The sequence below is a fragment of the Thermosynechococcus sp. JY1331 genome (assembly GCF_031583475.1).
Lineage (GTDB): Bacteria > Cyanobacteriota > Cyanobacteriia > Thermosynechococcales > Thermosynechococcaceae > Thermosynechococcus.
In genome coordinates this window covers 206,022-228,519 of record NZ_CP134180.1, presented here as the reverse complement: position 1 = coordinate 228,519, position 22,498 = coordinate 206,022, and the positions used below count along the sequence as shown (strand labels likewise).

Genomic DNA, 22,498 nt, shown 5'->3' with positions numbered 1-22,498 from the left:
CCTAAACTTGCTGTTGCAGTTCCTCTAGGCGAGCCAGTACCTCCTGACTGTGGATCGCGGGATTCACTTTGACAAACCGCTCGCGCAATATCCCCTCAGGATCGATGATGAAACTGTGGCGCAGCGAGACAAACCCCAACCAAGAGCCATAGGCCTTGCTGACGCGGCCATCGGGGTCAGAGAGGAGGGGAAAGGTCAAGCCTTCACTGTCACAGAAATCTTCGTGGGAGTCCACGGAGTCGGCACTGACGCCAATGACTTCAGCATTGTGGGCATGAAATTGCTCAATATCCCGCTGAAAGCGTTGGGCTTCGAGGGTACAGCCAGAGGTAAAGTCCTTGGGGTAAAAGTACAGCACCACCCACTTGCCGCGATAATCCTTCAGGGAAATCGGCTGGCCATCGACACTGCTGGGAAGAGAAAAGTCGGGTGCTGGGGCATTGAGGGGCGGCAATTCACCCCCGAGAGCCCAACTGGGAACTGATGGGCTCAGAAACAGAATCAAACTCAAAAGGGCAACAAGTAGTGAGCGCAAGAACATGGTTAAATCGCTAAACTGGCCTTAGGAAAGCATCTAGCTGCACTGTACCGTAGTTTTAACGATTTTTCGAGGTTGATGCCGTCACTCCCTCTTGTACAGTTGATGCCCCGCTGGCTGCGCTGGCTGGGTGGTCTGGTTCTAGCGATCGCCCTTGGGGTTGGCTTGTGTCGCTTCATTGCCGAAAGCCTCTGGTTTGATCAACTGGGCTATTTGGCGGTGGTCTGGCAGCGCTGGAGTGTCCAAGCTTTACTGTTTCTGGCGGTTGCGGGGGCATCGGCACTGTTCTATGGCTGGCAGCAACACTGGCTCCTGCGGCAACGCACCGTGACCCTCGATCCCACCCTGACCGCCCAGAGTACCTATCGGGGGCTGGGGCTGTGGCGGCTTTTGTTGTGTGCCAGTGGTCTCATTTGGCTGCTAATTGTTGCTACTTACCACATTGGGGCGATCGCGCTGCAACTGTGGCAACAGCGTTCAGAAATCACCTTTAACAGCCCTCTGCTGCCGCAATTGAGTGTCTGGCGGGTGGCAGAGCTATCACTGCTAGTGGTGCAGAATCCTTGGCTACTCGTGCCGAGTTTGGCGGCATTGGTACTGGGGTTGTGGTTGCCCCTGCGCCTCTTTCAGGGGGTTGCAATTCTCTTGAGCGTTGCCATGGGGGCGATCGCCTGCCTGAGCTGGCCGGTGGTGCTCAAGGGACTGTTTGCCGCCAGTGATCCCCATACGGAACCGCTATTTCGCCATTCCATTAGCTTTTACCTGTTTGAAATCCCCCTGTGGGAACTGTTGCGCCTATGGCTGGTGAACCTCAGTGTTGTCGGCTTAGGGGGAACGGCCTTGGGTTATCTCCTTGCCAATGAAAGTCTCAGTCATGGCAAATTCCTCGGCTTCGTGCGATCGCAACGGCGGCATTTACAGGGCTTAAGTGCCTTTGTCTTTGCCACAGTGGCCTTTAGCTTCTGGCTAGAACGCTACAAACTTCTTTATTCGACCAATGGGGCTGCCTTTGGCGCCGGCTATACCGACGTCACTGTACGCTTACCCCTCTATGGTTGGCTTTCAGCCTCGGCCTTTGGCGTCGCCTGTTTACTGGCTTGGTCAGCAATTCGACGGGGCGGTGAAGGGCAGCGGCGGCTAGGACCGATCGCCCCCGGCCTCTTTGGCTTTACATTGGGCTATTTGGTGGTCATCCTGATTGCCGATTGGCTCCTGCCCACAGCCATTGAAGCGGCCATTGTTCAACCCAATCAACTGCAACGGGAACTCCCCTACATTCAACGCACCATTACCCACACCCGCGAAGGCTTTAACCTTGAAAAAATGCGGGTCGAACCCTTTCAGCCGGAAAATAACCTCAACGCCGAGATCATTGCTGCCAACGCCGCCACCACCCGCAATATCCGCCTTTGGGATACCCGCCCCCTTTTAGAAACGAACCGGCAACTGCAACAACTGCGCTCCTACTATCGGTTTCCAGCGGCCTTTTTGGATCGCTACTATCTCAAACTATCCCCTGAGCAAGACCAATCAGAAATTCGCCAAGTCCTCATTGCCGCTCGCGAAGTGGACTACAGTGCGGTTCAGCGCTTTGCCCGTACTTGGATTAACGAGCACTTGGTCTTTACCCACGGCTATGGCTTCACCATGAGTCCCGTGAATACCGCCGAAGCCAATGGTCTGCCCAAATACTTTGTCCGCGATATTGGCGATACGGGTGAGCTACTGGTCGATCCGCCGCAAATCCGTGAAAGCATTCCCTTTTTCTACCCCCGGATCTACTACGGTGAACTCACCCATACCTATGTCTTTGCCCCTTCGGCGGTTCCAGAGCTGGATTTTCCCCGTGGCGCCGAAAATGTCTATAACCACTACGACGGTACGGGGGGGGTTCCCATTGCCAGTTGGTGGCGGCGCTTGGTCTACGGTGTCTATTTTGGTGACTGGCAACTGCTGTTGACCCCCAATTTACGACCGGACTCACGGGTACTTTTTCGTCGCTTAATTCAAGAGCGGGTGCGGGCGATCGCCCCCTTTTTACGTTTTGACAGTGAACCCTACCTTGTGGTCGCCGATCCACGCTCTGAACAGGACATTGCCGCCAGTCCTAGCGCCACAGGGGTGAGCTATCTCTACTGGATTATTGATGCCTATACCGTCAGTCGCTACTATCCCTATGGCGATCCCGGCGAGCACTCCTTTAACTACATTCGCAACTCTGTCAAAGTGGTGGTGGATGCCTATAACGGCGATGTCACGTTTTATGTGGTGGAACCCGACGATGTCATAATTCGCACGTGGCAGCGGGTTTTTCCAACCCTCTTTCATCCCCTGAGTGCCATGCCCCACCGCCTCTACCGCCACATTCGCTATCCCATTGATTTGATGCAGGTGCAGTCGGAACAACTCCTGAAATACCACATGACGGATCCCGTGGTCTTTTACAACCGCGAAGACCTCTGGCAAATTCCCAAGGAGATTTACCGCGAAAAGCCCCAAGCCGTTGCCCCTTACTATCTCATTACCAAGCTGCCCATTGGCTACACTGAGGAGTTTATTCTGCTTGTTCCTTTTACGCCCGTGAATCGTCCCAACCTCATTGGTTGGCTAGCGGCTCGCTCCGATGGTCAAAACTATGGCAAGCTCCTGCTGTACGTCTTTCCCAAGCAAGAACTGGTCTTTGGCCCTGAACAAATGGAGGCGCGGATCAATCAAGACCCAATGATTTCACAGCAAATTTCCCTCTGGAATCGCCAAGGGTCAAGATCGGTGCAGGGCAATCTCCTCATTATTCCCATCGAGCGATCGCTCCTCTACGTCGAACCCATTTACCTCGAAGCCGATCAAAATCAACTGCCCACCTTGGCACGGGTCATTGTTATGGATAACCAGCGGATTGTGATGGCACCTACCCTAGAGGAGGCTTTGCAAAAACTGTTTCCTGATTAACTTTCATCGCAGAAACGTTGAAAGATAGTTTAATTGGTATTACTTCCGTAATGGGAGCACCTGATTTCTCATCAGCAGTGACAGATTCCATGGTTTCGGAGTGGGCTTTTCCCCTTGGTTGACTAAATGGCGAGAGGAGGGGTCTGTAATAACCAATCGACTGCTGGGCTTCAGCCTGTTATTTCACCGTCTGTCTCTTGGAAGCTAGTGCAGGCTGCCAGAATCCGACTCATATAGCTATTCCAATAAAGAATGAGACATTATCCAGCACAATACTTGCGAATCACCTCATCAATCGAACTGTTTGACCCTGCATACATCCGCGCTCGCTTCAACGCACTAAAGTTGTGCTCAATCACATTCAAATCAGGAGAGTATTTCGGTAAAAATAACACCTCGTGACCCGCCGCTTTGACCGCTTCCTGAATCGCCCCTTTCGGATGAATCGGTGCATTATCCATAATCAACAACGAAGGTCTCTTTAATGCCGGCAAACAGTACTGACTCAGCCAGCTCACAAACCCTACCGCATTCAAGTATCCGCAAAACAGCATTGGGGCGATGAAGTCTTTCTGGTGTCTATACCGTCCTGCAACTAAACTCTCTCTTTTCTGACGCTTCCCCGCTCGCTCTCCATCAATTCGTTCGCCTCGCGCTGACCACCCATACTCAGACTCCACTCGATCGCTGGGCACGGTCGATTAAACGGTCATCGGGATGGGTAGCAACATCCGCTGCTAAGGCCGCCCAATCCAGTTTCCAAGGACGACGGGGGACAACCGTGGGCGCTAAGTCCTCTCGCTTCAGCCAGCGATGGATGGTGGCGCGACTGACCTGAAAAATTTGAGTCGCTTCACTGATTTTGCCACCTTGCTTGATATAGGAGACAACCCGCTCTCGTCAGTCCAAGCTATAGCTCATATTCTTGAGTAACATTCATGACGCTTTGAGTATAGCCTATCCCTCTTGAAAATATCTCACTCCCTTTCGAAATAGCTATATCTACCTGAACAGCCGTTTCCTATTCGGGTCAATATCTTGATAGGACGTAACTTTACGCCATAGCCAGACTACTGTTTCTCGTCATCCTTGTGAAAACGGCTGTTATTCCTGACTGATTGAGCCGATAAAACAAGGCTCTCATACTGTTTAAGCTGGCGTCCAAAATGTACGTCAGCCAGATTTTGAAGAGCAGTTGTGAGTTCAGGACGGGATAGTCGCAAGGGCTGAGGCGCCTGAGAATAGACTTGACAATAGCTCCAAAAGATGCCATAGTAAATTGACTGTTTTTTAATCTTTTAAGGGAAGAATACAATATTTCTTCTCTTTTTCCTACCTCTTCAAACTGTTGTTCAATACTTCTGCAAAGGAATAAGCCAATCATTTTACCTTTGGAGAGAACGTTGCCTATTGACTGATAAACTTGATAGTCTCCTGAAGATTGATTTCAAAATATGGCTTATCTTTTTGGAGTGCATCTGTGAAGGTCGTTGTCGTTGGCAGTGGTGGTCGAGAGCACGCGATCGCTTGGAAATTACTCGATTCTCCTCGCGTGACACAGGTCTATTGTCTCCCCGGTAATGGGGGCACAGCCTGCCTGGAGCGGTGTGAGAATGTGGCCATTGCAGCCACCGACCTCACGGGTATTGGTGAATTTGCCAAAGAGAATAACGTTGATTTAGTGGTTGTCGGGCCAGAGGTTCCCCTTGCCGCCGGCTTAAGCGATCGCCTACAGGCACTAAAGATTCCTGTCTTTGGTCCTAGCCAAGCAGGGGCACAAATTGAAGCCAGTAAAGCTTGGGCAAAGGCGCTCATGCAGGCGGCTCAGATTCCTACGGCCAAAGCAGCAGTGTTTGACAATTATGAGGCGGCCTCTCGTTATGTTCAAGCCCAAGGGGCACCCATTGTCATTAAGGCCGATGGTTTAGCGGCAGGTAAAGGAGTGACGGTAGCGGCCACAGAAGGGGAGGCGATCGCTGCCCTCGAGCGGATTTTTGGGGGTGAATTTGGCGCCGCTGGTCAACAGGTGGTCATTGAATCAGTACTAGAGGGGCAAGAGGTCTCCGTACTCGCCGTTACGGATGGCAAAACCATTCTGCCGCTGCTGCCCGCCCAAGACCACAAGCGCATTGGCGAAGGGGACACAGGTCCAAATACTGGAGGAATGGGGGTCTATGCCCCTGTCCCTTGGGTGACACCAGAGTTAATGCAACGAATTCAACAGACGATTCTTGAACCTGCCCTTGGGGCGTTGCAGGATCGGGGAATCCACTACTGTGGGGTGCTCTATGCCGGTCTGATGGTGACGTCCGCAGGGGATCCCTACGTGGTGGAATTTAACTGTCGCTTTGGTGATCCTGAAACCCAAGTCGTCCTCCCCCTCTTGGAAACCCCTCTGATTGAGGTGCTCTTGGCCTGTGTCGAGAGACGCTTAGCCAGTTTGGGAGCGTTGCAATGGCGCAATGAGGTAGCTCTATCCGTCGTGATGGCGGCGGGGGGCTATCCGGGGAGTTACCGCAAGGGGGATGTGATTCAGGGTATTCCCGCAGCGATCGCCCAAGGGGTTCTCGTTTTCCATGCTGGAACGCGCTGGCAAGAGGGGCAATGGTACACCAATGGCGGTCGGGTATTGAACATTACCGCTTTGGCTCCTGATTTTGCCACGGCTCAAGCCAAGGCCTATGCGGGCGTCAGCGCCATTGAATTTGCCGACTGCTACTATCGTCGTGACATTGGCTACCGTATTCTGGAATCATCGGCTCACAAAGGTGAATACCATCCATGACCCTCCTCCCCCCAAAAACTAACCCATTACGCTGTTTAACTGGTGCGCTGATTGCTGGCACGCTTGGGATTCTCCTTTATCGGCTAACAGGGGCGATCGCCTACGTCTTTGCCACTCACGCAGTGAGCTACCACAATCAACTGGTTTATAGCTTGGCGGTGGCCGTGCGCACCCTTGTGGTGGGCTTGTGTACCCTCGCAACGGGGGTCTTTAGCATTATTGCCGTGGGTCTGGTGGCGCTGACGCTGCAACTGCTTTGGGAACGCTGGGTACAACGGGAGCAGGCTTAACCGTCGCTAATTTTGCCATCTTCGATTTTGGTGATGCGATCGGCAATGGCTGTAATCCGTGGATCATGGGTAACAATCAACACTGTGGAGCCTTTTTGCTTTGCTAGCTTGTAGAGAATTTTGATCACCTGTTGGCCATTTTGGGAATCCAAGGAAGCCGTCGGTTCATCGGCAAAAATGATCTGCGGCTCACCCGCTAGGGCACGCGCAATGGCCACCCGCTGTTTCTGACCCCCAGAGAGATTTGCGGGCACAAAGTCGAGGCGATGACCCAACTCCACTTCCTCTAGACGGGCTGCCGCCTGTTCCTTGGCCTGTTTGCCTTTGATTCCCTTGAGATTGAGCGCCAGTTCCACATTTTCCAGTGCGGTCAAGGCGGGGAAAAGATTAAAACTCTGAAAGACAAAGCCAATATTTTGCAGCCGGAATTTTGCCAGTGCAGCCTTGGACAGTTGCGTAATCTCTTGGCCTAAGACAACCACTTGGCCACTGGTGGGGGCAAGAATGCCGGCCAAAATCGAGAGCAGGGTGGTTTTCCCTGAACCCGAAGGTCCCATCAGCAGATGGATATGACCGCGCTGGACTTGCAGGTTAATGCCCTGAAGAACAGGGGTCTCGTGATGGCCAGAACGATAAACTTTAGTCAGATTGGTGGTGGCGATCGCCAGCCCAGTTGTTGTCACAGTGGCAAGTCTCATCAGTCATTGATTAGCCGAATTAGCTACTGGTGGCACTAGCAAAGCGGATTTTCAGGTAGTCCGCCTCCATTTTCGCGCCCACCGGTTGCAGTGCTGCTAATCCTTGGGGGAGCACCATATTACGACGATGGTTACCAATGCGGATATTCAACTCATCTGCCGTCTTGTTCAGTTCAATTTTTTCCTTGGGTACCCCCGGTAGATAGAGTTCAAGGCTGTACTGGCCATCACTGGGCACCACCCGAATCGTTTGCTCTTGGTAATAAACCTGAGCTGGATCTTCATCAGCGTAGAGGGTCTCCTTCAGGCGGTGCAGTGCCGCCAAACCACAGAGTTCCTCAGCAAACAGGGGCACTTCCTTCACCGGTAGCGGGCGGAAATTGTCGTGAATTTCTTGACGGTATTGCTGCTGCATTTCTTTCCAGCGGGCAAAGAAGGGATCCTGTACCGTGTTCGGCAGAATACGGTTTGCAATGACTAAGTCGGTGGCCACGTTATAGAGGCTAAGATAGGCATGGGCGCGCAGCGACTCCTTAATCACCATCTTTTCTGGATTGGTGACCAAGCGCACTGAGGTTTGCGTGTTGTCGGTGAGGACTTTTTCGAGGGCTTCAATCTGCTCATAGAATTCATAGGGCGCATCCATCACCTCTTGATCGGGCAAAGAGAACCCCACCAAGGGCTTGAAAATTGGCTCCACAATCGGTCGCAAGGCCACGGACATCCGCTGTAGGGGTTTATAGAAGCGGCGCATGTACCAGCCGCTGACCTCGGGTAGGCTCAACAGCCGCAGTGCCGTACCTGTGGGGGCAGAGTCAATAATTAAGACATCGTATTGGCCTTCGTCATAGTGGCGTTTCATGCGCACAAGGGCAAAAATTTCATCCATCCCCGGCAAAATCGCCAATTCTTCAGCTTGAACGCCCTCTAGCCCGCGCGCCTGCAAGACTTGGGTAATGTAGCGCTTCACCGCACCCCAGTTGTCCTCCAGTTCCATGAGGGCATCGAGTTCCGCTCCCCAGAGATTTTCGGCGACGGGCACAGGGACATGCCTCAATTCAAGGTCAAAACTATCGGCAAGGGAGTGGGCGGGATCGGTGCTCAGCACCAGCGTTTTGTACCCCAACTCAGCACAGCGTAACCCCGTTGCTGCCGCCACTGAGGTTTTACCAACGCCACCTTTGCCAGTCATTAAAATTACGCGCATGGGAAGGCCCTGCCCTAAACACGGTTGCTTAAAATATCTTAACCGTTGAGCTTGTCCTCAGGGGGGGCGATCGCTCGCAATCAATGGAAATAAAATCATTAAGAAAAATAAATAAATACAACTGCTTATTTAGCTTTATTAACAATAATTTAGGCCTCTCCCCGATCCCTTGGGGCAAATATTAAGTTAATGCTTAAGCCCTTGCAGTTTATAACTGTTTTCAAGGGTTTGTAACGGGAAATATATTTGGACTTATCACGACTATGACCACAACTCTCCAACGTCGCGAAAGCGCGAATTTGTGGGAGCGGTTTTGTAACTGGGTGACCAGCACCGATAACCGCCTCTATGTGGGCTGGTTCGGTGTGATCATGATCCCCACCCTGCTGGCCGCAACCATTTGCTTTGTGATTGCTTTCATCGCTGCTCCCCCTGTGGACATCGATGGCATTCGTGAGCCTGTTTCTGGCTCCTTGCTCTATGGCAACAACATCATCACTGGTGCAGTGGTGCCCACCAGCAACGCCATTGGCTTGCACTTCTACCCCATTTGGGAAGCTGCTTCCCTCGATGAGTGGCTCTACAACGGTGGCCCCTACCAGTTGATTGTCTTCCACTTCCTGTTGGGTGCCTCCTGCTACATGGGGCGCCAGTGGGAACTCAGCTACCGCCTCGGTATGCGGCCTTGGATTTGCGTGGCCTACTCCGCTCCCTTGGCCTCTGCCTTTGCGGTCTTCTTGATCTACCCCATTGGTCAAGGTAGCTTCTCTGACGGGATGCCCCTCGGTATCTCCGGTACCTTCAACTTCATGATTGTGTTCCAAGCTGAGCACAACATCCTGATGCACCCCTTCCACCAATTGGGTGTGGCCGGTGTCTTTGGTGGCGCACTGTTCTCCGCCATGCACGGTTCTCTGGTGACCTCCAGCCTGATCCGTGAAACCACCGAAACGGAATCCACCAACTACGGCTACAAATTCGGTCAAGAGGAAGAAACCTACAACATCGTGGCTGCCCACGGTTACTTTGGTCGCTTGATCTTCCAATACGCCAGCTTCAACAACAGCCGTGCGCTGCACTTCTTCCTCGCCGCTTGGCCGGTGGTCGGGGTTTGGTTCACCGCTCTGGGTATCAGCACGATGGCCTTCAACCTCAACGGGTTTAACTTCAACCACTCGGTCATTGATGCCAAGGGCAACGTGATCAACACTTGGGCAGACATCATCAACCGTGCCAACTTGGGTATGGAAGTGATGCACGAGCGTAATGCTCACAACTTCCCCCTCGACTTGGCCAGCGCTGAGTCTGCTCCTGTGGCCATGATTGCTCCCAGCATCAACGGCTAAGTAACGCTCATCTGCTGAACTTTGACACAGCCGCTCCTGCACTAGGGGCGGTTTTTTATTGCGTTATAGCCCACAGGCATTAACACGCTCAACACGGTAAAAAACCAAGTCTCAGAGACGCTGCTACCCGCTCAACGTCAATCTAAAAGATTGATAAAAGTCAATGGATAGATAAAGGTTTTTTGATTCTATAAAAGCTGACCTCAAACCCCTTGCCGCTCAGAAATATAACCATATAATCAATAAATAGGAGCTTGCAGCGTTCATTGCTGCTGCTTAAGTTCTGTTGTTATTCATGGATTCATAACGACTATGACTACAGTTCTGCAACGTCGTCAGACAGCGAATCTGTGGGAGCGTTTTTGTGATTGGATTACCAGCACAGAAAACCGCCTTTATATTGGCTGGTTTGGGGTGATCATGATCCCGACGCTCCTTGCCGCAACGATTTGCTTTGTCATTGCCTTTATTGCGGCACCCCCCGTGGATATTGATGGTATCCGTGAGCCTGTCTCTGGCTCCTTGCTCTATGGCAACAACATCATTACAGCGGCAGTGGTGCCCTCCTCTAATGCCATTGGGCTACACCTCTACCCGATCTGGGATGCTGCTTCCCTCGATGAGTGGCTCTACAACGGTGGTCCTTATCAACTGATTGTTTTCCACTTCCTGATCGGCATTTTCTGCTACATGGGTCGGGAATGGGAACTCAGCTACCGTCTGGGGATGCGGCCTTGGATTCCCGTGGCCTTCTCGGCTCCCGTGGCAGCGGCAACGGCTGTGCTGTTGATCTACCCCATTGGTCAAGGCAGCTTTTCCGATGGCCTGATGCTGGGCATTTCCGGTACGTTCAACTTCATGATTGTGTTCCAAGCTGAGCACAACATCCTCATGCACCCCTTCCACATGCTGGGTGTGGCGGGTGTCTTTGGTGGTGCCCTGTTTGCCGCTATGCACGGTTCTCTGGTAACCTCCAGCCTGATCCGTGAAACCACCGAAACCGAATCCACCAACTACGGCTACAAGTTTGGTCAAGAGGAAGAAACCTACAACATCGTGGCGGCTCACGGTTACTTTGGGCGCCTGATCTTCCAATACGCCAGTTTCAACAACAGCCGCTCGCTGCACTTCTTCCTCGCGGCTTGGCCAGTGGTGGGTATCTGGTTTGCTGCCCTTGGCATTAGCACGATGGCCTTTAACCTCAATGGCTTCAACTTCAACCACTCCGTTGTGGATGCGCAAGGGAATGTCATCAATACTTGGGCTGACATCATCAACCGCGCCAACATTGGTATTGAGGTGATGCACGAACGCAATGCCCACAACTTCCCCCTCGACTTGGCAAGCGGTGAATCGGCTCCTGTGGCGATGATTGCCCCAAGCATTGAAGCCTAAACAGGTCGCTCCTAAACCGCTCTAGTGATAAGTCCAAATATCGCTCCCCACAGGGGGGGCTTTTTTTGTTGCGATTATTGAGCAGGGAGTTGATACTGATCAACAATTTTTTTGGCAAAGGCGGGCACGTGAGCGGCCAGTTTTTGGGGATAGTTGCGCCGCACATAGAGATAGTTGCGGGTGAAGTGGGAGTCAATGGAAAAGCGGGCATATTCAAGCCCTTTGGGACCAATGCGCTCAATTACTAGGCCGACTAGTTTCGCCGCCCACATGGGGAGCGTGACGCCTTTATCGTAGGCAGGAATGCTTTGTTGCACGGCAGCGTGGCGATCGCCGGCACTCGTAACAGGCTGAATGTCTAACTGATCGCGCACGAGGTCAAGCATTTCTTGGCCAAGCTCGTTGCGCACCACCAGCCACTGCCAACCAAAGGGGGCGCCCATGTAGCCCACGACCAGATCGGCAAGGCCATTCACGTAGTCAAAGCAACTCATGCAGGAGGGGGCAAAGACATCCTTGAGTTGATTGGTCTTGAGGCCAAAGAAGGGCACGGTTTCCGTGGAGCCGTCGCTGTGCTTGAAATGCACCCGAAAGTCTTGCATGAACTCGTAGTAAATGACGGTTTCCGGCGATCGGCTGGTGGTTTCTAGGAATTTTTGCAGACCGGCACGGGTGACATTGTCCACGCAGGGAGTGCCTAGGACGTAGAGCTTTTCAAGACCCAGTTTGTCCTGTACGGCTCGCAGCGCCTGAATTTGACAGCCAACCCCAATCACCAACAGCCGCCTGAGTCCAGATTGTTCCACCTGCTCGAGAACCGATAGATTGGGAGACAGGGTCGGTTTATTGACGCGAGCAGCGAGAATCTCTTCACGGCTGCGGGCAATCACGGGCTTGGGGGTAAAGCGATCGCTCTCGCTATTTTGAACGCAGACCACCCCTTCAACCCGCCCCGACTCCAGCATGGCAATGGCAATACTGCTGACGATGCCCGTCCACTGCGCCCCCGCAATGGGTTCGGTTTTGCGAGCCGCCATCATCTGCTGGTGAACGCCAAAGTAGCACTCATCCCAATTGTCAAGATCACGGGCACGGCCATGACTTTGCTGCTCGAGAGTCTCAAACTGCTGATTGAGGAAGGCACAGGCCTCTTTGACGTAGTGGATATAGTAGGTGTCGCAAAGACCACACTCGCTACAGAGGGCTTTGGCGGGGCGAGGGCTGCCGGGCTTGAGGGCACGGGCTTTTTGATGGGCAGCAGTCATGGGCACTTACTTCAGCAGTGAACGGGCGCGATCGCAAATCGCTTCGGGAGTGAGGCCATTGTAGGCCATGAGTTCGGCGGGGCTAGCCGTCGTTTCTCCCCGTTGCCAAGCCAAGACATCGCGGGGACAGGTGGCACGCAAAAGAATTGGCTCCAACAGTGCCGCAGGCCCGCCCGTGACTCCCAAAAGGGCATCACCACCAAAAAGTCGTTGGAAGGTGGCCTCATCGGCAAAGCCACCATCGGGTTCGGCACAGGTTTGCCAAGCCACATCCGTAGGCCGATATAGGCGGCGGGGGTTAATGACCGAGACAATGCGCACCCGATAGCCGAGCTGTTCCAACTGGGGTAGGGCACTATACACGGGCTGCAAAATCATATCCCCTAGCACCGCTAGCACCAATGTGGCACGACCACTAGCAGACTCGTAGAGGGTTACCGCGCCCTCATCAAGGGCCTGTTCGGTTTGGGCAAACGTGGTGCGCACCGGCAGCGGTGTTTTACTGGCAAAGATGGCAATCCCCTTGTTTTGTGCTGTGAGTGCCCAGCGGTAGCACACTTGAATGCTGTTGGCATCCGGCGGAAAGAGGACAAAGACATTGCCATTGCGCAATAGGGCAGCGTAGTAGGCTTCGATTTCTGGGCGTTGGTGCGTCCAGCCATTGCGCCCCTGCTCAAGGGCACCGGCGGTAAAGAGGGTTACTGTGGCTGGTGTCGGACGGCGCAGCTCTGCCATGGCTTGGGTGACGGTTTGCCAAATGGGGAGACCATTAATGGCAAAGGACTCATAGGAGCACCAAAGACTGCGGCTGCCCATCAAGCAAAGCCCTGCCGCTAGACCGGCACAGGCATCTTCGCTGAGGGGTTCATAGACTTGGCCATTGGGCACTTGATTGTAGAGGGGATCCGTGGTCGGGTGAATGATCTTCAGGGCTTGGTTGATGTTGCCAATGCCAGAGGCCTCATTGCCATCGGCATTCGTGACCAGATAGCGGCGATCGCGCTGTCCCACTTCTGCCACCATGCGCCCCATCGCCGTTGTGGCTACTTTGTTTTCCCCCAAGGCATAGGCCTCAAGGGAAATCTCCCCAAGGGGCGGTAAATCTAAGACCTGCTCAGTGACCACCACCTCTGCCGCAGGCCCACCGGCCGCAGCAACACAGTTTTGGCGCACCAGTTCCCAAGCAGCGGGAGACAGGGCACGGGCTTTCAGGGCATTGACAATATCGGGGTTGTCGAGGGTGTGCTGGGCATAGAGGTTATGGGATTTTGCCCCCTTGGCATGCACGCCGGCGCCTTTCAGTTGCTTGAGGATAAAGACCGTTAACTTGCCGGAGAGAGCCGATCGCGCCGCCTCCTGTACCCCCTTGAGCACCGCCTGCATGAAGGCCAATCGCTGACCAAAGGAAAAGAGCGTGCTATCAACGTAATCCCCCTCTTGGTCGCTATCATCAAAGTCCTTGGCATCCACCAGCACCACCTCTTGGAAGCCATTGCCGTGCCAGTAGGCCATCATTTCGGGATTGGTTTTGCGGGAGACCATGCTGTGGTGCTCTTGGCTAAAGCCATTCCACACGAGGACAGGCAGGAAGTTGGTCACCTCTGGGAAAGCCGTGTGGAAGTGGGCCATACTGCTCATGACGTAGGGTTCCCCCAGACCGCCATCGCCTAAGGTGAAGGGAAAGAGGGTCTGGCGGTGCAACCAAGCAGCGGCCATGGCAAAATGCTGCCCCTGTCCGAGGGGGCCGGCGGGGGCAAGAATCCCCGGAATATAGCCAGAGAGATGACCCAGAAGGCCATGTTTTTCGCGGAAGCGATCGCGCAGGTCTTGAACCGTATAAATGCCCATCTTTTCGAGGGAGCGATCCAAGAACATGGCGGCATAGAAGCCGGGGGCATGGTGCCCCACTTCCGTGATGATATTCTTGTGCCCCAACATCACTAGGGCGGCATAGGCTTCCGCTTGGCTGGCAAACCCGCCGGGGTGACCTGAGGCTTTACTGCCGGTCATCTGTAAGATCAGATAGCGGAGGGCATCGGCATAGAGCAGCGTTTGATAAGCGGCCTCGGTGGCGTCTAAGTCGGTAAGGGCAGGCTGTTGGGCATTCAGAAGCGGTGTTTGACCATAGCGATCCCAGTCTGGCCAATCGTCGCCAAAATACTGGATTCCTTCACAGAAACTGGGCACCGAAGTTACCGCTGTCATAGACCCTGACCCAACTGTTGACTGCACGCTTAGTCTCCTATCTTACAGGGGTGGGGGGCGCTCTCACGGCGGCTGGGGCAGGGAATCTCCCTGAAATGCAGGCATTGCGATGGATTGTGGCCATAGATTGATTTTTCTTGGGGAACGGGATTAACGATGGCATTGGTGATAGCGGGCGATCGCAGTGGTGTCGGCAAAACAACGGTTGCTTTGGCCTTGAATGCAGCCTTAACGGCACGGGGGCAGCGCGTCCAAACATTTAAGGTGGGGCCTGACTACATTGATCCCCTGTTTCACAGTGCTATCAGTGGCCGGCCTTGCCGTAACCTTGACGTGGTCTTGACCAGTGCTGACTATGTCCGCGCCTGTGTGGGCTATTACAGTCAGGGGATGGATGCAGTGCTCATTGAGGGAGTGATGGGGCTATTTGATGGCCGAGGGGGCAGCCATGAGGGCAGTACGGCACACATTGCCCAACTCTTGCAGGCTCCCATCCTACTGGTTTTGGATGTGCAAAAACAGGCAGCTTCCGTGGCGGCCTTGGTCTATGGCTTTTGCCACTATGATCCCTCCCTCCAGATTGCTGGCGTGGTCTTGAATCGGGTGGCCAGCGATCGCCATCGGCAAATGTTAGAAGCTGCCCTTGCCCCCCTTGGGGTGCCCATTCTCGGCATCATCTATCGCGATCAGGCCTTGGCACTCCCCAGTCGCCACCTCGGCTTAGTGCCGCCCCACGAATCAGGGGAATTTCATCACCTCGGCGATCGCCTTGCCCATTTAGGAAACACCTGTTTTGACTGGGAGCGCCTCACGCCACTCCTTGCCCCAGCCCCCACCCCCGCAGCCCCCCCTTTTAGCGTTTCCCCCCTGACCCCAGTCACCCTTGGCGTTGCCCAAGATGCCGCCTTTCAGTTTTACTACACTGACACTCTTGATCTGCTCCACGCTTTAGGGGCAACGTTAATTCCGGTCTCACCCCTGCGGGATGCCCCCTTGCCCACCGGTCTACAGGGGTTGATCTTGGGGGGTGGCTTTCCAGAGGTGTTTGCCCCAGAGCTAGCGGCGAATCACTCGTTTCTTGAATCACTGCGGCAGGCCATTGAAGGGGGCTTAGCTCTCTATGCCGAGTGTGGTGGCCTCATGTACCTCAGCCAAGGCATCCAAACCTGCGAGGGACACTACTATCCTTTGGTGGGATACTTGCCGACGGTTGCCCGCATGGGTAAAAAACTCACCCTCGGCTATCGCCAAGCCACGGCTTTACAAACAACGGTGTGTCTGCGGGCAGGAGAGACGGTTCAAGGCCATGAATTTCACTATTCCTGTTTGAGTGTGCCGCCGCCAACGCCGCTGTGGCAATTGGACGGTCAAGCCGAGGGCTGGGGCAGTTCTCAACTCCACGCCAGTTATCTCCATCTCCATTGGGGCGGCCATCCACAGTGGGCGATTCGCTTTCTGCAGCAGGCAGCAAAGGTTGGATAATGCCACTCACGGCAACGTAATGTTTGCAGTATTTGAGGGCGCTCAATGCCGATGCGATACCGCTATAGCCTCTACGTTTGCCTTGGGGTACTTGTGACCCTCAGCGCCACTTTAGTGGCTTGGGCAACGGCGCCCTCCCAAAACTTGGCGTATTGGCAGCGGGTGATCCAACAACATCAGCAGCACCAGCAGGCGGTGGGTCAGCAGCGTCAACAACTCGAACGCCTTGAGGCAGCGGCGAGCGATCGCCTTGAGAGTTTGGAAACCAATGTGGACACAACAACGCAGCAATTAATGGCGGCCAGCGATCGCCTGCAAGCAGCGGAAAAACTGCTCAAAGACCTCAAGGAACAGCAACAAACCCTCAGCCAGCGCTACGAAGCCAGCGTGGCCGTGATTAGCGATCGCCTGCGGCGGCTCCAACGCTACCGCGAGATTCCGCAGTGGGCAATGGTCTTTGAGGCGGAAACCCTTAACGATTGGTTTGAGCAGCAGGGGCGTCTGCGTCAGGTCTATGAGCGCGATCGCCAGCACTTGGCCGCCTTGGTTCGCGATCGCCAGCGACTTCAGCAGCAGGAGCGACAAATTCAAGTGCAACAGCGCTTCATTCAAGCCCTACGCCAACAACTGCAACAGCAACAGGCCATCTATGAGCGCGAAGCTGCAAACCAACGGCAACTCATTGCTCGCCTACGGAGCGATCGCCAAGCCCTTGCCTCCATTGAAGCCCAACTCGCCCGTGATAGTGCCGCCATTCAGCAGCTCATTAACCAACGCCTCGGTTATGTCCCTAGGGGCGCCCCACCCCTTCCCCGCAGTGGTCGTCTTGCCTACCCCATTCAAGCACCGCTGACCAGTCCCTTTGGTTGGCGGATTCACCCAATTTTAGGCACACGGCGATTTCATGCTGGGGTGGATTTTGGGGCAGATTTTGGCACCCTCATCTTTGCTGCTGAAGCAGGCACCGTGATCTTTGCCGGTTGGTCAGGGGGCTACGGCCAAACCGTGATTTTGGATCATGGCGGCGGCATGACGACCCTCTATGCCCATGCCCAGCGATTGCTCGTACGAGAAGGTGAATTCGTGCAACAGGGGCAGCCCATTGCTGAAGTTGGCTCGACGGGACTCTCAACAGGCCCCCACCTCCACTTTGAAGTGCGCGTCAATGGCGAACCCAGCGATCCCTTGGCCTATCTTTAGGGGGTTGGCTGCCAAAAGACCCCAATGGCATTATTGACCCGCGTTGTTGTCACCGAATGGCGATCCACCAAGACCCCACCAATGTAGAGAGCCGTGGAACTGCCACCATCCAGATTGACGGCATTGATCAAGCCCAACTGCCGCACAATTTGTGCCCATTCGGCGAGGGTTGGCCCCATACCCCCAATACGGTTGTGGGTGGTGACCCAGACAATGCTGCCATCACTGCGGTTGCCCATGGCACTGCGGGGGGCTGCCTGCGCATCTAAACCTGCTCCAAATTGCTCCAGTGCCGCATTCAAGACCACTCGCCCCTGATCCACCAGTAGGGGACCTGCACCAACAATATTGGGAAGGCTATTAAACACAGCGGGCACAGCCGTGGTTTCCAGTTGCACGGAAGCTCCCGGTGGGAAGTTGGCCAAGGCGGAATTAAAGTTACGCGCCACCAGTAGAAAGCCATCTGCGGGAATAGGAATCGCTTGATTGTTATGGATCGGTTGCTGCCCCACCACCTGCTGATTGCGCACCGTAATCACCACTTCACTGCCCGTTTTCCCTTGGTAGCTCGCGCCCCAACTGGGGGTATAAAGGGCAAGACCGGCTTGGACATAGCCAGAATTGAACGTGACAATGGGCACCGTACCGGCCGGCGTCCTCACCCGCTGCTGCAAACTCAGGCGACCGACAACCATCTGGCCGCGATCGTCCCAGCCAATGGCACCGCGATTGAGAATCGGGCCTGAGAGCCAGTTGCCCTCACTGCGAATGGCCCCCAAGGGAGCTTGGCGATCGCGATTAAAGAATCCAGCATTAATGGCGGCGGCGGCTTGCCAGCGTTGAGCCAGTTCGGGCACCGTTGCTAAGCCCACCAAGGTTGTGGGGGTCATGCCGAGGGGACGCAGACGCAGCCCCGGCTGCTGAGGGTTAATGATCAGCAGATCCACAGGAAACTGACGACTGCCGAGGGTCACGGTTTGCTGTTGCCAACGTAGCCCCGGTGCCCATTGAATCGTACGCGGGGGGGGCGCATCCCTGCGAAAATCAATCACCAGACGCGGTGGATTGAGCAGCATTGAGGCCACTGGGCGAGCCGTGCTAGGAATTTGTGTTTCCAGTACTGTGCGATTGGGGGTAGCGGTAATTTTGACATTGGGAATCGTGGCCAACTGTCCCGTCGCCTCAATCGTCAGGCTAAGATCGCGAGGGGTAAGACCTGTGCGGCTAAAGGTGAGCCGATTCACTTGCCAAGGGGTGGGGCGGTCTAATTCAAAGACCCAGCGATCGCCCCAAGGTTGTCGTCCCTGCCGCCAACTGAGAATCCGTGCCGGGGGGGTACTGATCTGGAGCGTATTCCCTTGGGGTTGCACCTGCCACTGATATTGCTCAATCCACGGTGTAATGTCCAAGTAGCGATACATGCCGTTGGGGCTAAAGCGCACCGCCAAGGGGCTAAATTGCGGCTGAAACCAAGCCACTGGTTGCTGAAACGGGTCTGTAGTATCCCCAAGGAGCACCCCCAAGCGATTGGCAAGGCCACCATCGCTAATCCCTATGCGCAGTTGATTTTGGTTATCACGCCACTGCTGCCAAGCCACGGGGTAGTCGCGGCCATTTAAGTTCAGGCGATCGCCTTGAATTTCCTGAGGTAATGCGATATTGGCGCTGGAGCTAGCGATCGCAAGTGCAATCCCACTGCCAACAACCCGAGAAGCCGATCTTGCCAACACGCTTAACGCCACACCCTGCCCACTGAAACTCTGCCAGTATAGTTGACCCCGTAGCGCTACAGATTGCTCCAGAGCAACAAGGATCAATTTTGGGCAACTCGGCTAGGCCTGATCTGAGGACGAGGACACCTCCTCTGGGGGCGGTGCCACTTGGGGCTGGAACTGGAAGAGAGAATACACGACATTGCGGCGAATCATCACCATCATGTCCAAGAACAATTCATAGCCCTCCCGTTTGTACTCCACCAAGGGATCCTCTTGACCATAGCCCCGTAGGCCGACCGACTCCCGCAGGGCATCCATCTGTTGTAGGTGCTCCCGCCAAAGGAGATCAATCTGCTGCAGGATAAAGAACCGCTCCGCTTGTCGCATCAGACCCGTTTGAATGCGCTCAATTTCTGCTTCTTTTTGCTCGTAGGCGGTGCGCACTTGCTCATGCAAAAAGGCCTGCATCTCCGGTACACTCAGTTGGGCAAGATGCTCAGGGCGCAGATCCGACAGCAAATAGACAAATTCCTGCACCTTGGCCACCAAGCCCTCTAAATCCCATTCCTCTGACGGCAGATCGGGATTGACATAGGCGGCAATGATGTCGTCCATGGTTTTTTCGGCGTACTCCAGCACCCGATCCTTGAGGTCTTCCCCTTCCAGCACCCGCCGCCGCTCAGCATAGATGGCACGCCGCTGGTTATTCATCACCTCGTCGTATTCAAAGACCTGCTTACGGATGTCATAGTAGTAGGTTTCCACCTTGCGCTGGGCATTTTCCAAGCTGCGGGTAAGGAGTCCCGACTCAATGGGCATATCCTCGTCAACGCGCAGGGCATTCATGATACTGGCGACGCGATCGCCCCCAAAGATGCGCAGTAGGTTATCCTCCAAGCTCAGGAAAAAGCGTGTGGATCCGGGGTCACCTTGGCGTCCTGCCCGTCCCCGCAACTGGTTGTCAATCCGCCGCGATTCATGGCGTTCTGTCCCAATCACGTGCAAACCACCGAGGGCGACCACTTCTTCATGTTCTTTCTTGGTGACCAACTCATATTCTTCGCGGATACGGTTAAAGGCATCCCGCAGGGCTTGAATCACAGGGTCTTGGGTCGGTGCTTTCTCCGAGGCGATCGCCAGCATATCCTCCGCCTGCAACTCGGGCAGACTGCGCTCACCATAGGTCTTGACCGCCACATCCACCGCATGGCGCAGCAGCTTTTCCGCATCCTTACTAATTTCGCAGGGGAAGAGTCCCGGTGAGGCTTTCCAGTTTTTCTGCGCCGCCTGACTAAAGCCTTGGCCACCGCCACGATCCATTTTCAGCCCCAACAGCATCATCGGGTCGTCACTGGGGGGCATGACAATGCGAGGCATAAAGTATTCCCGCACCTTGAGGCGTGCCATGTAGTCGGCATTCCCCCCCAAGATAATGTCGGTGCCGCGGCCTGCCATATTGGTTGAGATCGTCACTGCGCCCTTGCGGCCGGCTTGGGCAATGATCTCCGACTCTCGCTCCACATTTTCAGGTTTGGCATTCAGCAGGTTATGGGGAATGTCCAACTCCCGCAGCAGTTGGGACAATAGCTCCGACTTTTCAACACTGGTGGTACCCACGAGCACTGGGCGACCCGTAGCGTGAATCTCGGCACATTCAGAGGCCACGGCCAGCCATTTACCCCGCTCCGTTTTATAGACCACATCGGGAAAGTCCCGCCGCTGACTGGGGCGATTGGTGGGCACCACCGTCACTTCCAGCTTGTAAATTTTCTCAAATTCTGCCTCTTCGGTCTTGGCTGTCCCCGTCATCCCCGCCAACTTGGGATAGAGCAAAAAGAGATTTTGGTAGGTAATTGTGGCGAGGGTTTGGGACTCATTTTGAATCTCTAGGCCTTCCTTGGCTTCAATCGCCTGATGCAGGCCATCACTCCAGCGGCGACCCACCATGACTCGTCCCGTGAATTCATCGACAATCACCACTTCACCATTGCGGACGATGTAGTTCACATCCCGCTGGAAGAGTTCCTTGGCCTTGATGGCATTAAAGATATAGTGTGCCCAAGGGTCTTGGGGGTCATAGAGATCGCTCACCCCCAATAGTTTTTCAGCTTCGATAAACCCCTCATCGGTCATGAGGACATTACGAGCCTTTTCATCCACCTCGTAGTGCTCGTCCTTTTTCAGGAGGCGGGCAACTTCAGCCGCCTTGAGGTACTTCTCGGTGGGACGCTCCACTTGACCTGAAATAATCAGGGGCGTGCGGGCTTCGTCAATCAGTACCGAATCCACCTCGTCAATGATGCAGTAGTTGAAGGGACGCTGCACCACCTCAGCCATGGACGTAGCCATATTGTCCCGCAGGTAGTCAAAGCCAATCTCGCTGTTGGTGGCATAGGTGATATCGCAGGCATAGCTTTTCTGCCGCTCTTGGGGAGCCATGTGCTGCTGAATCAGCCCGACCGTCAGACCCAGAAAGCGATGCACCTGCCCCATCCATTCCGCATCCCGCCGTGCCAGATAGTCGTTGACTGTAACAATGTGCACCCCTTTCCCCGTCAGGGCATTCAGGTAGGCTGGCAGCGTGGCCACGAGGGTTTTCCCTTCCCCCGTTTTCATTTCGGCAATCTGGCCATCGTGGAGAATCATGCCACCGATGAGCTGGACATCAAAGTGGCGCATCCCCAGTACCCGTCGTGAGGCTTCGCGCACCACGGCAAAGGCCTCGGGCAGTAAATCATCGAGGGTCTCGCCATTGTCGAGTCGCTGCCGAAACTCAGCCGTTTTTGCCTGTAGCTCACTATCGCTTAGGGGCTGAATTTGCTCCTCCAGCAGGTTGATCTCGACCACAAGGGGTTGATACTTTTTAACCTTGCGCTGATTGGGATCGCCAAATAGGGCTTTCAGCATGCGACGGGCACCATGGATACAAAGCTATACATTTTAATCGTATAGCAATTGCAAGTTCCTCGCTGCCTAGACGTATTGGCTGATGTCCTCTTGGCAGACATTGCTGAGGTCGGTGAGGGCACGAAACCGCAGCATCACGACTTCTTCATAAAAGGGATTGAGTTTACACAGAGAGGGAATGGTGATGACTGGCCGACCAAAGAGGGAGAGGGTGCGGGCATAGGGAGATTGGGCTGGAATAAGGCGGCAAATGCGGTGGGCGATCGCTGGCGTTGTGATCGGATAAGTCATTAGCCACTGACGGATTTTGGTCGTTAAATGAAGTAGACGTGCGTTGGGCAAGGCGTTGATTCATGGGGCTATCCTCACAATTGCGCATACCCTCACGGTAAAAAATAATCTAGGCAAATAGAAACACGCTTTTAATATAAAAAATCTTTATCAATAATAAGCATTGCTAAACTTGCAGCCGCTTCAGGGATAGATCTCCATTCCTCAGCTCAGCAGAGTGCTAAA

The 22,498-nt window shown here is 54.4% G+C and carries 15 protein-coding genes and 1 pseudogene; 7 read left to right on the top strand and 9 right to left on the bottom strand.

Features of this window, described 5'->3' with window-relative positions:
* Window position 1: 1 nt before the first annotated feature.
* A complete protein-coding gene (locus tag RHJ31_RS01035) occupies window positions 2-541 on the bottom strand; it encodes a peroxiredoxin (RefSeq protein WP_302677039.1) in 540 nt (179 codons plus the stop codon).
* A 102-nt stretch (window positions 542-643) separates the two neighbouring features.
* On the opposite strand from RHJ31_RS01035, the gene RHJ31_RS01030 reads away from it, so the two are divergent.
* On the top strand, window positions 644-3,487 hold the full coding sequence (locus RHJ31_RS01030) for a UPF0182 family protein (protein ID WP_302677038.1): 2,844 nt from the start codon (window positions 644-646) through the stop codon (window positions 3,485-3,487).
* 260 nt (window positions 3,488-3,747) lie between these two features.
* On the opposite strand, the pseudogene RHJ31_RS01025 reads toward RHJ31_RS01030, so the two are convergent.
* Window positions 3,748-4,366 (bottom strand): annotated as a pseudogene (locus RHJ31_RS01025) (transposase).
* Between the two features lie 601 nt (window positions 4,367-4,967).
* On the opposite strand from RHJ31_RS01025, the gene purD reads away from it, so the two are divergent.
* Together purD and RHJ31_RS01010 are read left to right on the top strand one after the other, a co-directional pair.
* Entirely contained in the window at window positions 4,968-6,272 is a 1,305-nt protein-coding gene (purD, locus tag RHJ31_RS01015; protein WP_302677037.1) for a phosphoribosylamine--glycine ligase, read from the top strand.
* Window positions 6,269-6,562, top strand: a complete 294-nt coding sequence (locus RHJ31_RS01010) for a DUF3082 domain-containing protein (RefSeq protein WP_206200680.1) — start codon at window positions 6,269-6,271, stop codon at window positions 6,560-6,562. The genes purD and RHJ31_RS01010 overlap by 4 nt, the downstream gene beginning before the upstream one ends.
* Here RHJ31_RS01010 and RHJ31_RS01005 read toward each other — a convergent pair.
* Both RHJ31_RS01005 and RHJ31_RS01000 read right to left on the bottom strand, forming a co-directional pair.
* Complete coding sequence (locus tag RHJ31_RS01005) at window positions 6,559-7,260, bottom strand: ABC transporter ATP-binding protein (RefSeq protein WP_315862957.1); 702 nt, start codon at window positions 7,258-7,260, stop codon at window positions 6,559-6,561. The genes RHJ31_RS01010 and RHJ31_RS01005 overlap by 4 nt on opposite strands.
* Before the next feature lie 19 nt (window positions 7,261-7,279).
* The gene (locus RHJ31_RS01000) at window positions 7,280-8,467 is read right to left on the bottom strand and encodes a TRC40/GET3/ArsA family transport-energizing ATPase (protein ID WP_302677035.1); all 1,188 of its coding nucleotides are present in this window, start codon (window positions 8,465-8,467) and stop codon (window positions 7,280-7,282) included.
* 263 nt (window positions 8,468-8,730) lie between these two features.
* Here RHJ31_RS01000 and psbA (RHJ31_RS00995) point away from each other — a divergent pair, with 263 nt between their 5' ends.
* Both psbA (RHJ31_RS00995) and psbA (RHJ31_RS00990) read left to right on the top strand, forming a co-directional pair.
* On the top strand, window positions 8,731-9,813 hold the full coding sequence (gene psbA / locus RHJ31_RS00995) for a photosystem II q(b) protein (RefSeq protein ID WP_149819936.1): 1,083 nt from the start codon (window positions 8,731-8,733) through the stop codon (window positions 9,811-9,813).
* A 312-nt stretch (window positions 9,814-10,125) separates the two neighbouring features.
* Window positions 10,126-11,208 carry a photosystem II q(b) protein gene (psbA, locus tag RHJ31_RS00990; protein WP_181494996.1) on the top strand — a complete coding sequence of 361 codons (1,083 nt, stop codon included), beginning with the start codon at window positions 10,126-10,128 and terminating at the stop codon, window positions 11,206-11,208.
* 74 nt (window positions 11,209-11,282) lie between these two features.
* On the opposite strand, the gene RHJ31_RS00985 is transcribed toward psbA (RHJ31_RS00990), so the two are convergent.
* Both RHJ31_RS00985 and RHJ31_RS00980 read right to left on the bottom strand, forming a co-directional pair.
* Window positions 11,283-12,473: a Coenzyme F420 hydrogenase/dehydrogenase, beta subunit C-terminal domain gene (locus RHJ31_RS00985; protein ID WP_302677034.1), complete on the bottom strand. Its 1,191-nt coding sequence runs from the start codon at window positions 12,471-12,473 to the stop codon at window positions 11,283-11,285.
* Window positions 12,474-12,479: 6 nt separating this feature from the next.
* Complete coding sequence (locus RHJ31_RS00980; RefSeq protein WP_206200674.1) at window positions 12,480-14,678, bottom strand: phosphoketolase; 2,199 nt, start codon at window positions 14,676-14,678, stop codon at window positions 12,480-12,482.
* 156 nt (window positions 14,679-14,834) lie between these two features.
* On the opposite strand from RHJ31_RS00980, the gene RHJ31_RS00975 reads away from it, so the two are divergent.
* Window positions 14,835-16,160, top strand: coding sequence for a cobyrinate a,c-diamide synthase (locus tag RHJ31_RS00975; RefSeq protein WP_302677033.1), 1,326 nt, complete (start codon window positions 14,835-14,837; stop codon window positions 16,158-16,160).
* A 45-nt stretch (window positions 16,161-16,205) separates the two neighbouring features.
* A complete protein-coding gene (locus RHJ31_RS00970) occupies window positions 16,206-17,360 on the top strand; it encodes a M23 family metallopeptidase (protein ID WP_302677032.1) in 1,155 nt (384 codons plus the stop codon).
* Here the strand turns inward: RHJ31_RS00970 and RHJ31_RS00965 are convergent.
* From RHJ31_RS00965 to RHJ31_RS00955, 3 genes are all read right to left on the bottom strand, one after another.
* The gene (locus tag RHJ31_RS00965; protein WP_302677031.1) at window positions 17,357-19,090 is read right to left on the bottom strand and encodes a phosphodiester glycosidase family protein; all 1,734 of its coding nucleotides are present in this window, start codon (window positions 19,088-19,090) and stop codon (window positions 17,357-17,359) included. The two genes, RHJ31_RS00970 and RHJ31_RS00965, sit on opposite strands and share 4 nt — an antisense overlap.
* Before the next feature lie 102 nt (window positions 19,091-19,192).
* The gene (gene secA / locus RHJ31_RS00960) at window positions 19,193-21,982 is read right to left on the bottom strand and encodes a preprotein translocase subunit SecA (RefSeq protein ID WP_302677030.1); all 2,790 of its coding nucleotides are present in this window, start codon (window positions 21,980-21,982) and stop codon (window positions 19,193-19,195) included.
* Window positions 21,983-22,048: 66 nt separating this feature from the next.
* On the bottom strand, window positions 22,049-22,324 hold the full coding sequence (locus tag RHJ31_RS00955) for a Mo-dependent nitrogenase C-terminal domain-containing protein (protein WP_310445828.1): 276 nt from the start codon (window positions 22,322-22,324) through the stop codon (window positions 22,049-22,051).
* Window positions 22,325-22,498: the final 174 nt, after the last annotated feature.

Coding starts and splice junctions, on each gene's coding strand:
- RHJ31_RS01035 (WP_302677039.1), bottom strand. CDS start 541: ATGTTCTTGCGCTCACTACTTGTTGCCCTTTTGAGTTTGATTCTGTTT.
- RHJ31_RS01030 (WP_302677038.1), top strand. CDS start 644: ATGCCCCGCTGGCTGCGCTGGCTGGGTGGTCTGGTTCTAGCGATCGCC.
- RHJ31_RS01010 (WP_206200680.1), top strand. CDS start 6,269: ATGACCCTCCTCCCCCCAAAAACTAACCCATTACGCTGTTTAACTGGT.
- RHJ31_RS01005 (WP_315862957.1), bottom strand. CDS start 7,260: ATGAGACTTGCCACTGTGACAACAACTGGGCTGGCGATCGCCACCACC.
- RHJ31_RS01000 (WP_302677035.1), bottom strand. CDS start 8,467: ATGCGCGTAATTTTAATGACTGGCAAAGGTGGCGTTGGTAAAACCTCA.
- psbA (WP_149819936.1), top strand. CDS start 8,731: ATGACCACAACTCTCCAACGTCGCGAAAGCGCGAATTTGTGGGAGCGG.
- psbA (WP_181494996.1), top strand. CDS start 10,126: ATGACTACAGTTCTGCAACGTCGTCAGACAGCGAATCTGTGGGAGCGT.
- RHJ31_RS00985 (WP_302677034.1), bottom strand. CDS start 12,473: ATGACTGCTGCCCATCAAAAAGCCCGTGCCCTCAAGCCCGGCAGCCCT.
- RHJ31_RS00980 (WP_206200674.1), bottom strand. CDS start 14,678: ATGACAGCGGTAACTTCGGTGCCCAGTTTCTGTGAAGGAATCCAGTAT.
- RHJ31_RS00975 (WP_302677033.1), top strand. CDS start 14,835: ATGGCATTGGTGATAGCGGGCGATCGCAGTGGTGTCGGCAAAACAACG.
- RHJ31_RS00970 (WP_302677032.1), top strand. CDS start 16,206: ATGCCGATGCGATACCGCTATAGCCTCTACGTTTGCCTTGGGGTACTT.
- secA (WP_302677030.1), bottom strand. CDS start 21,982: ATGCTGAAAGCCCTATTTGGCGATCCCAATCAGCGCAAGGTTAAAAAG.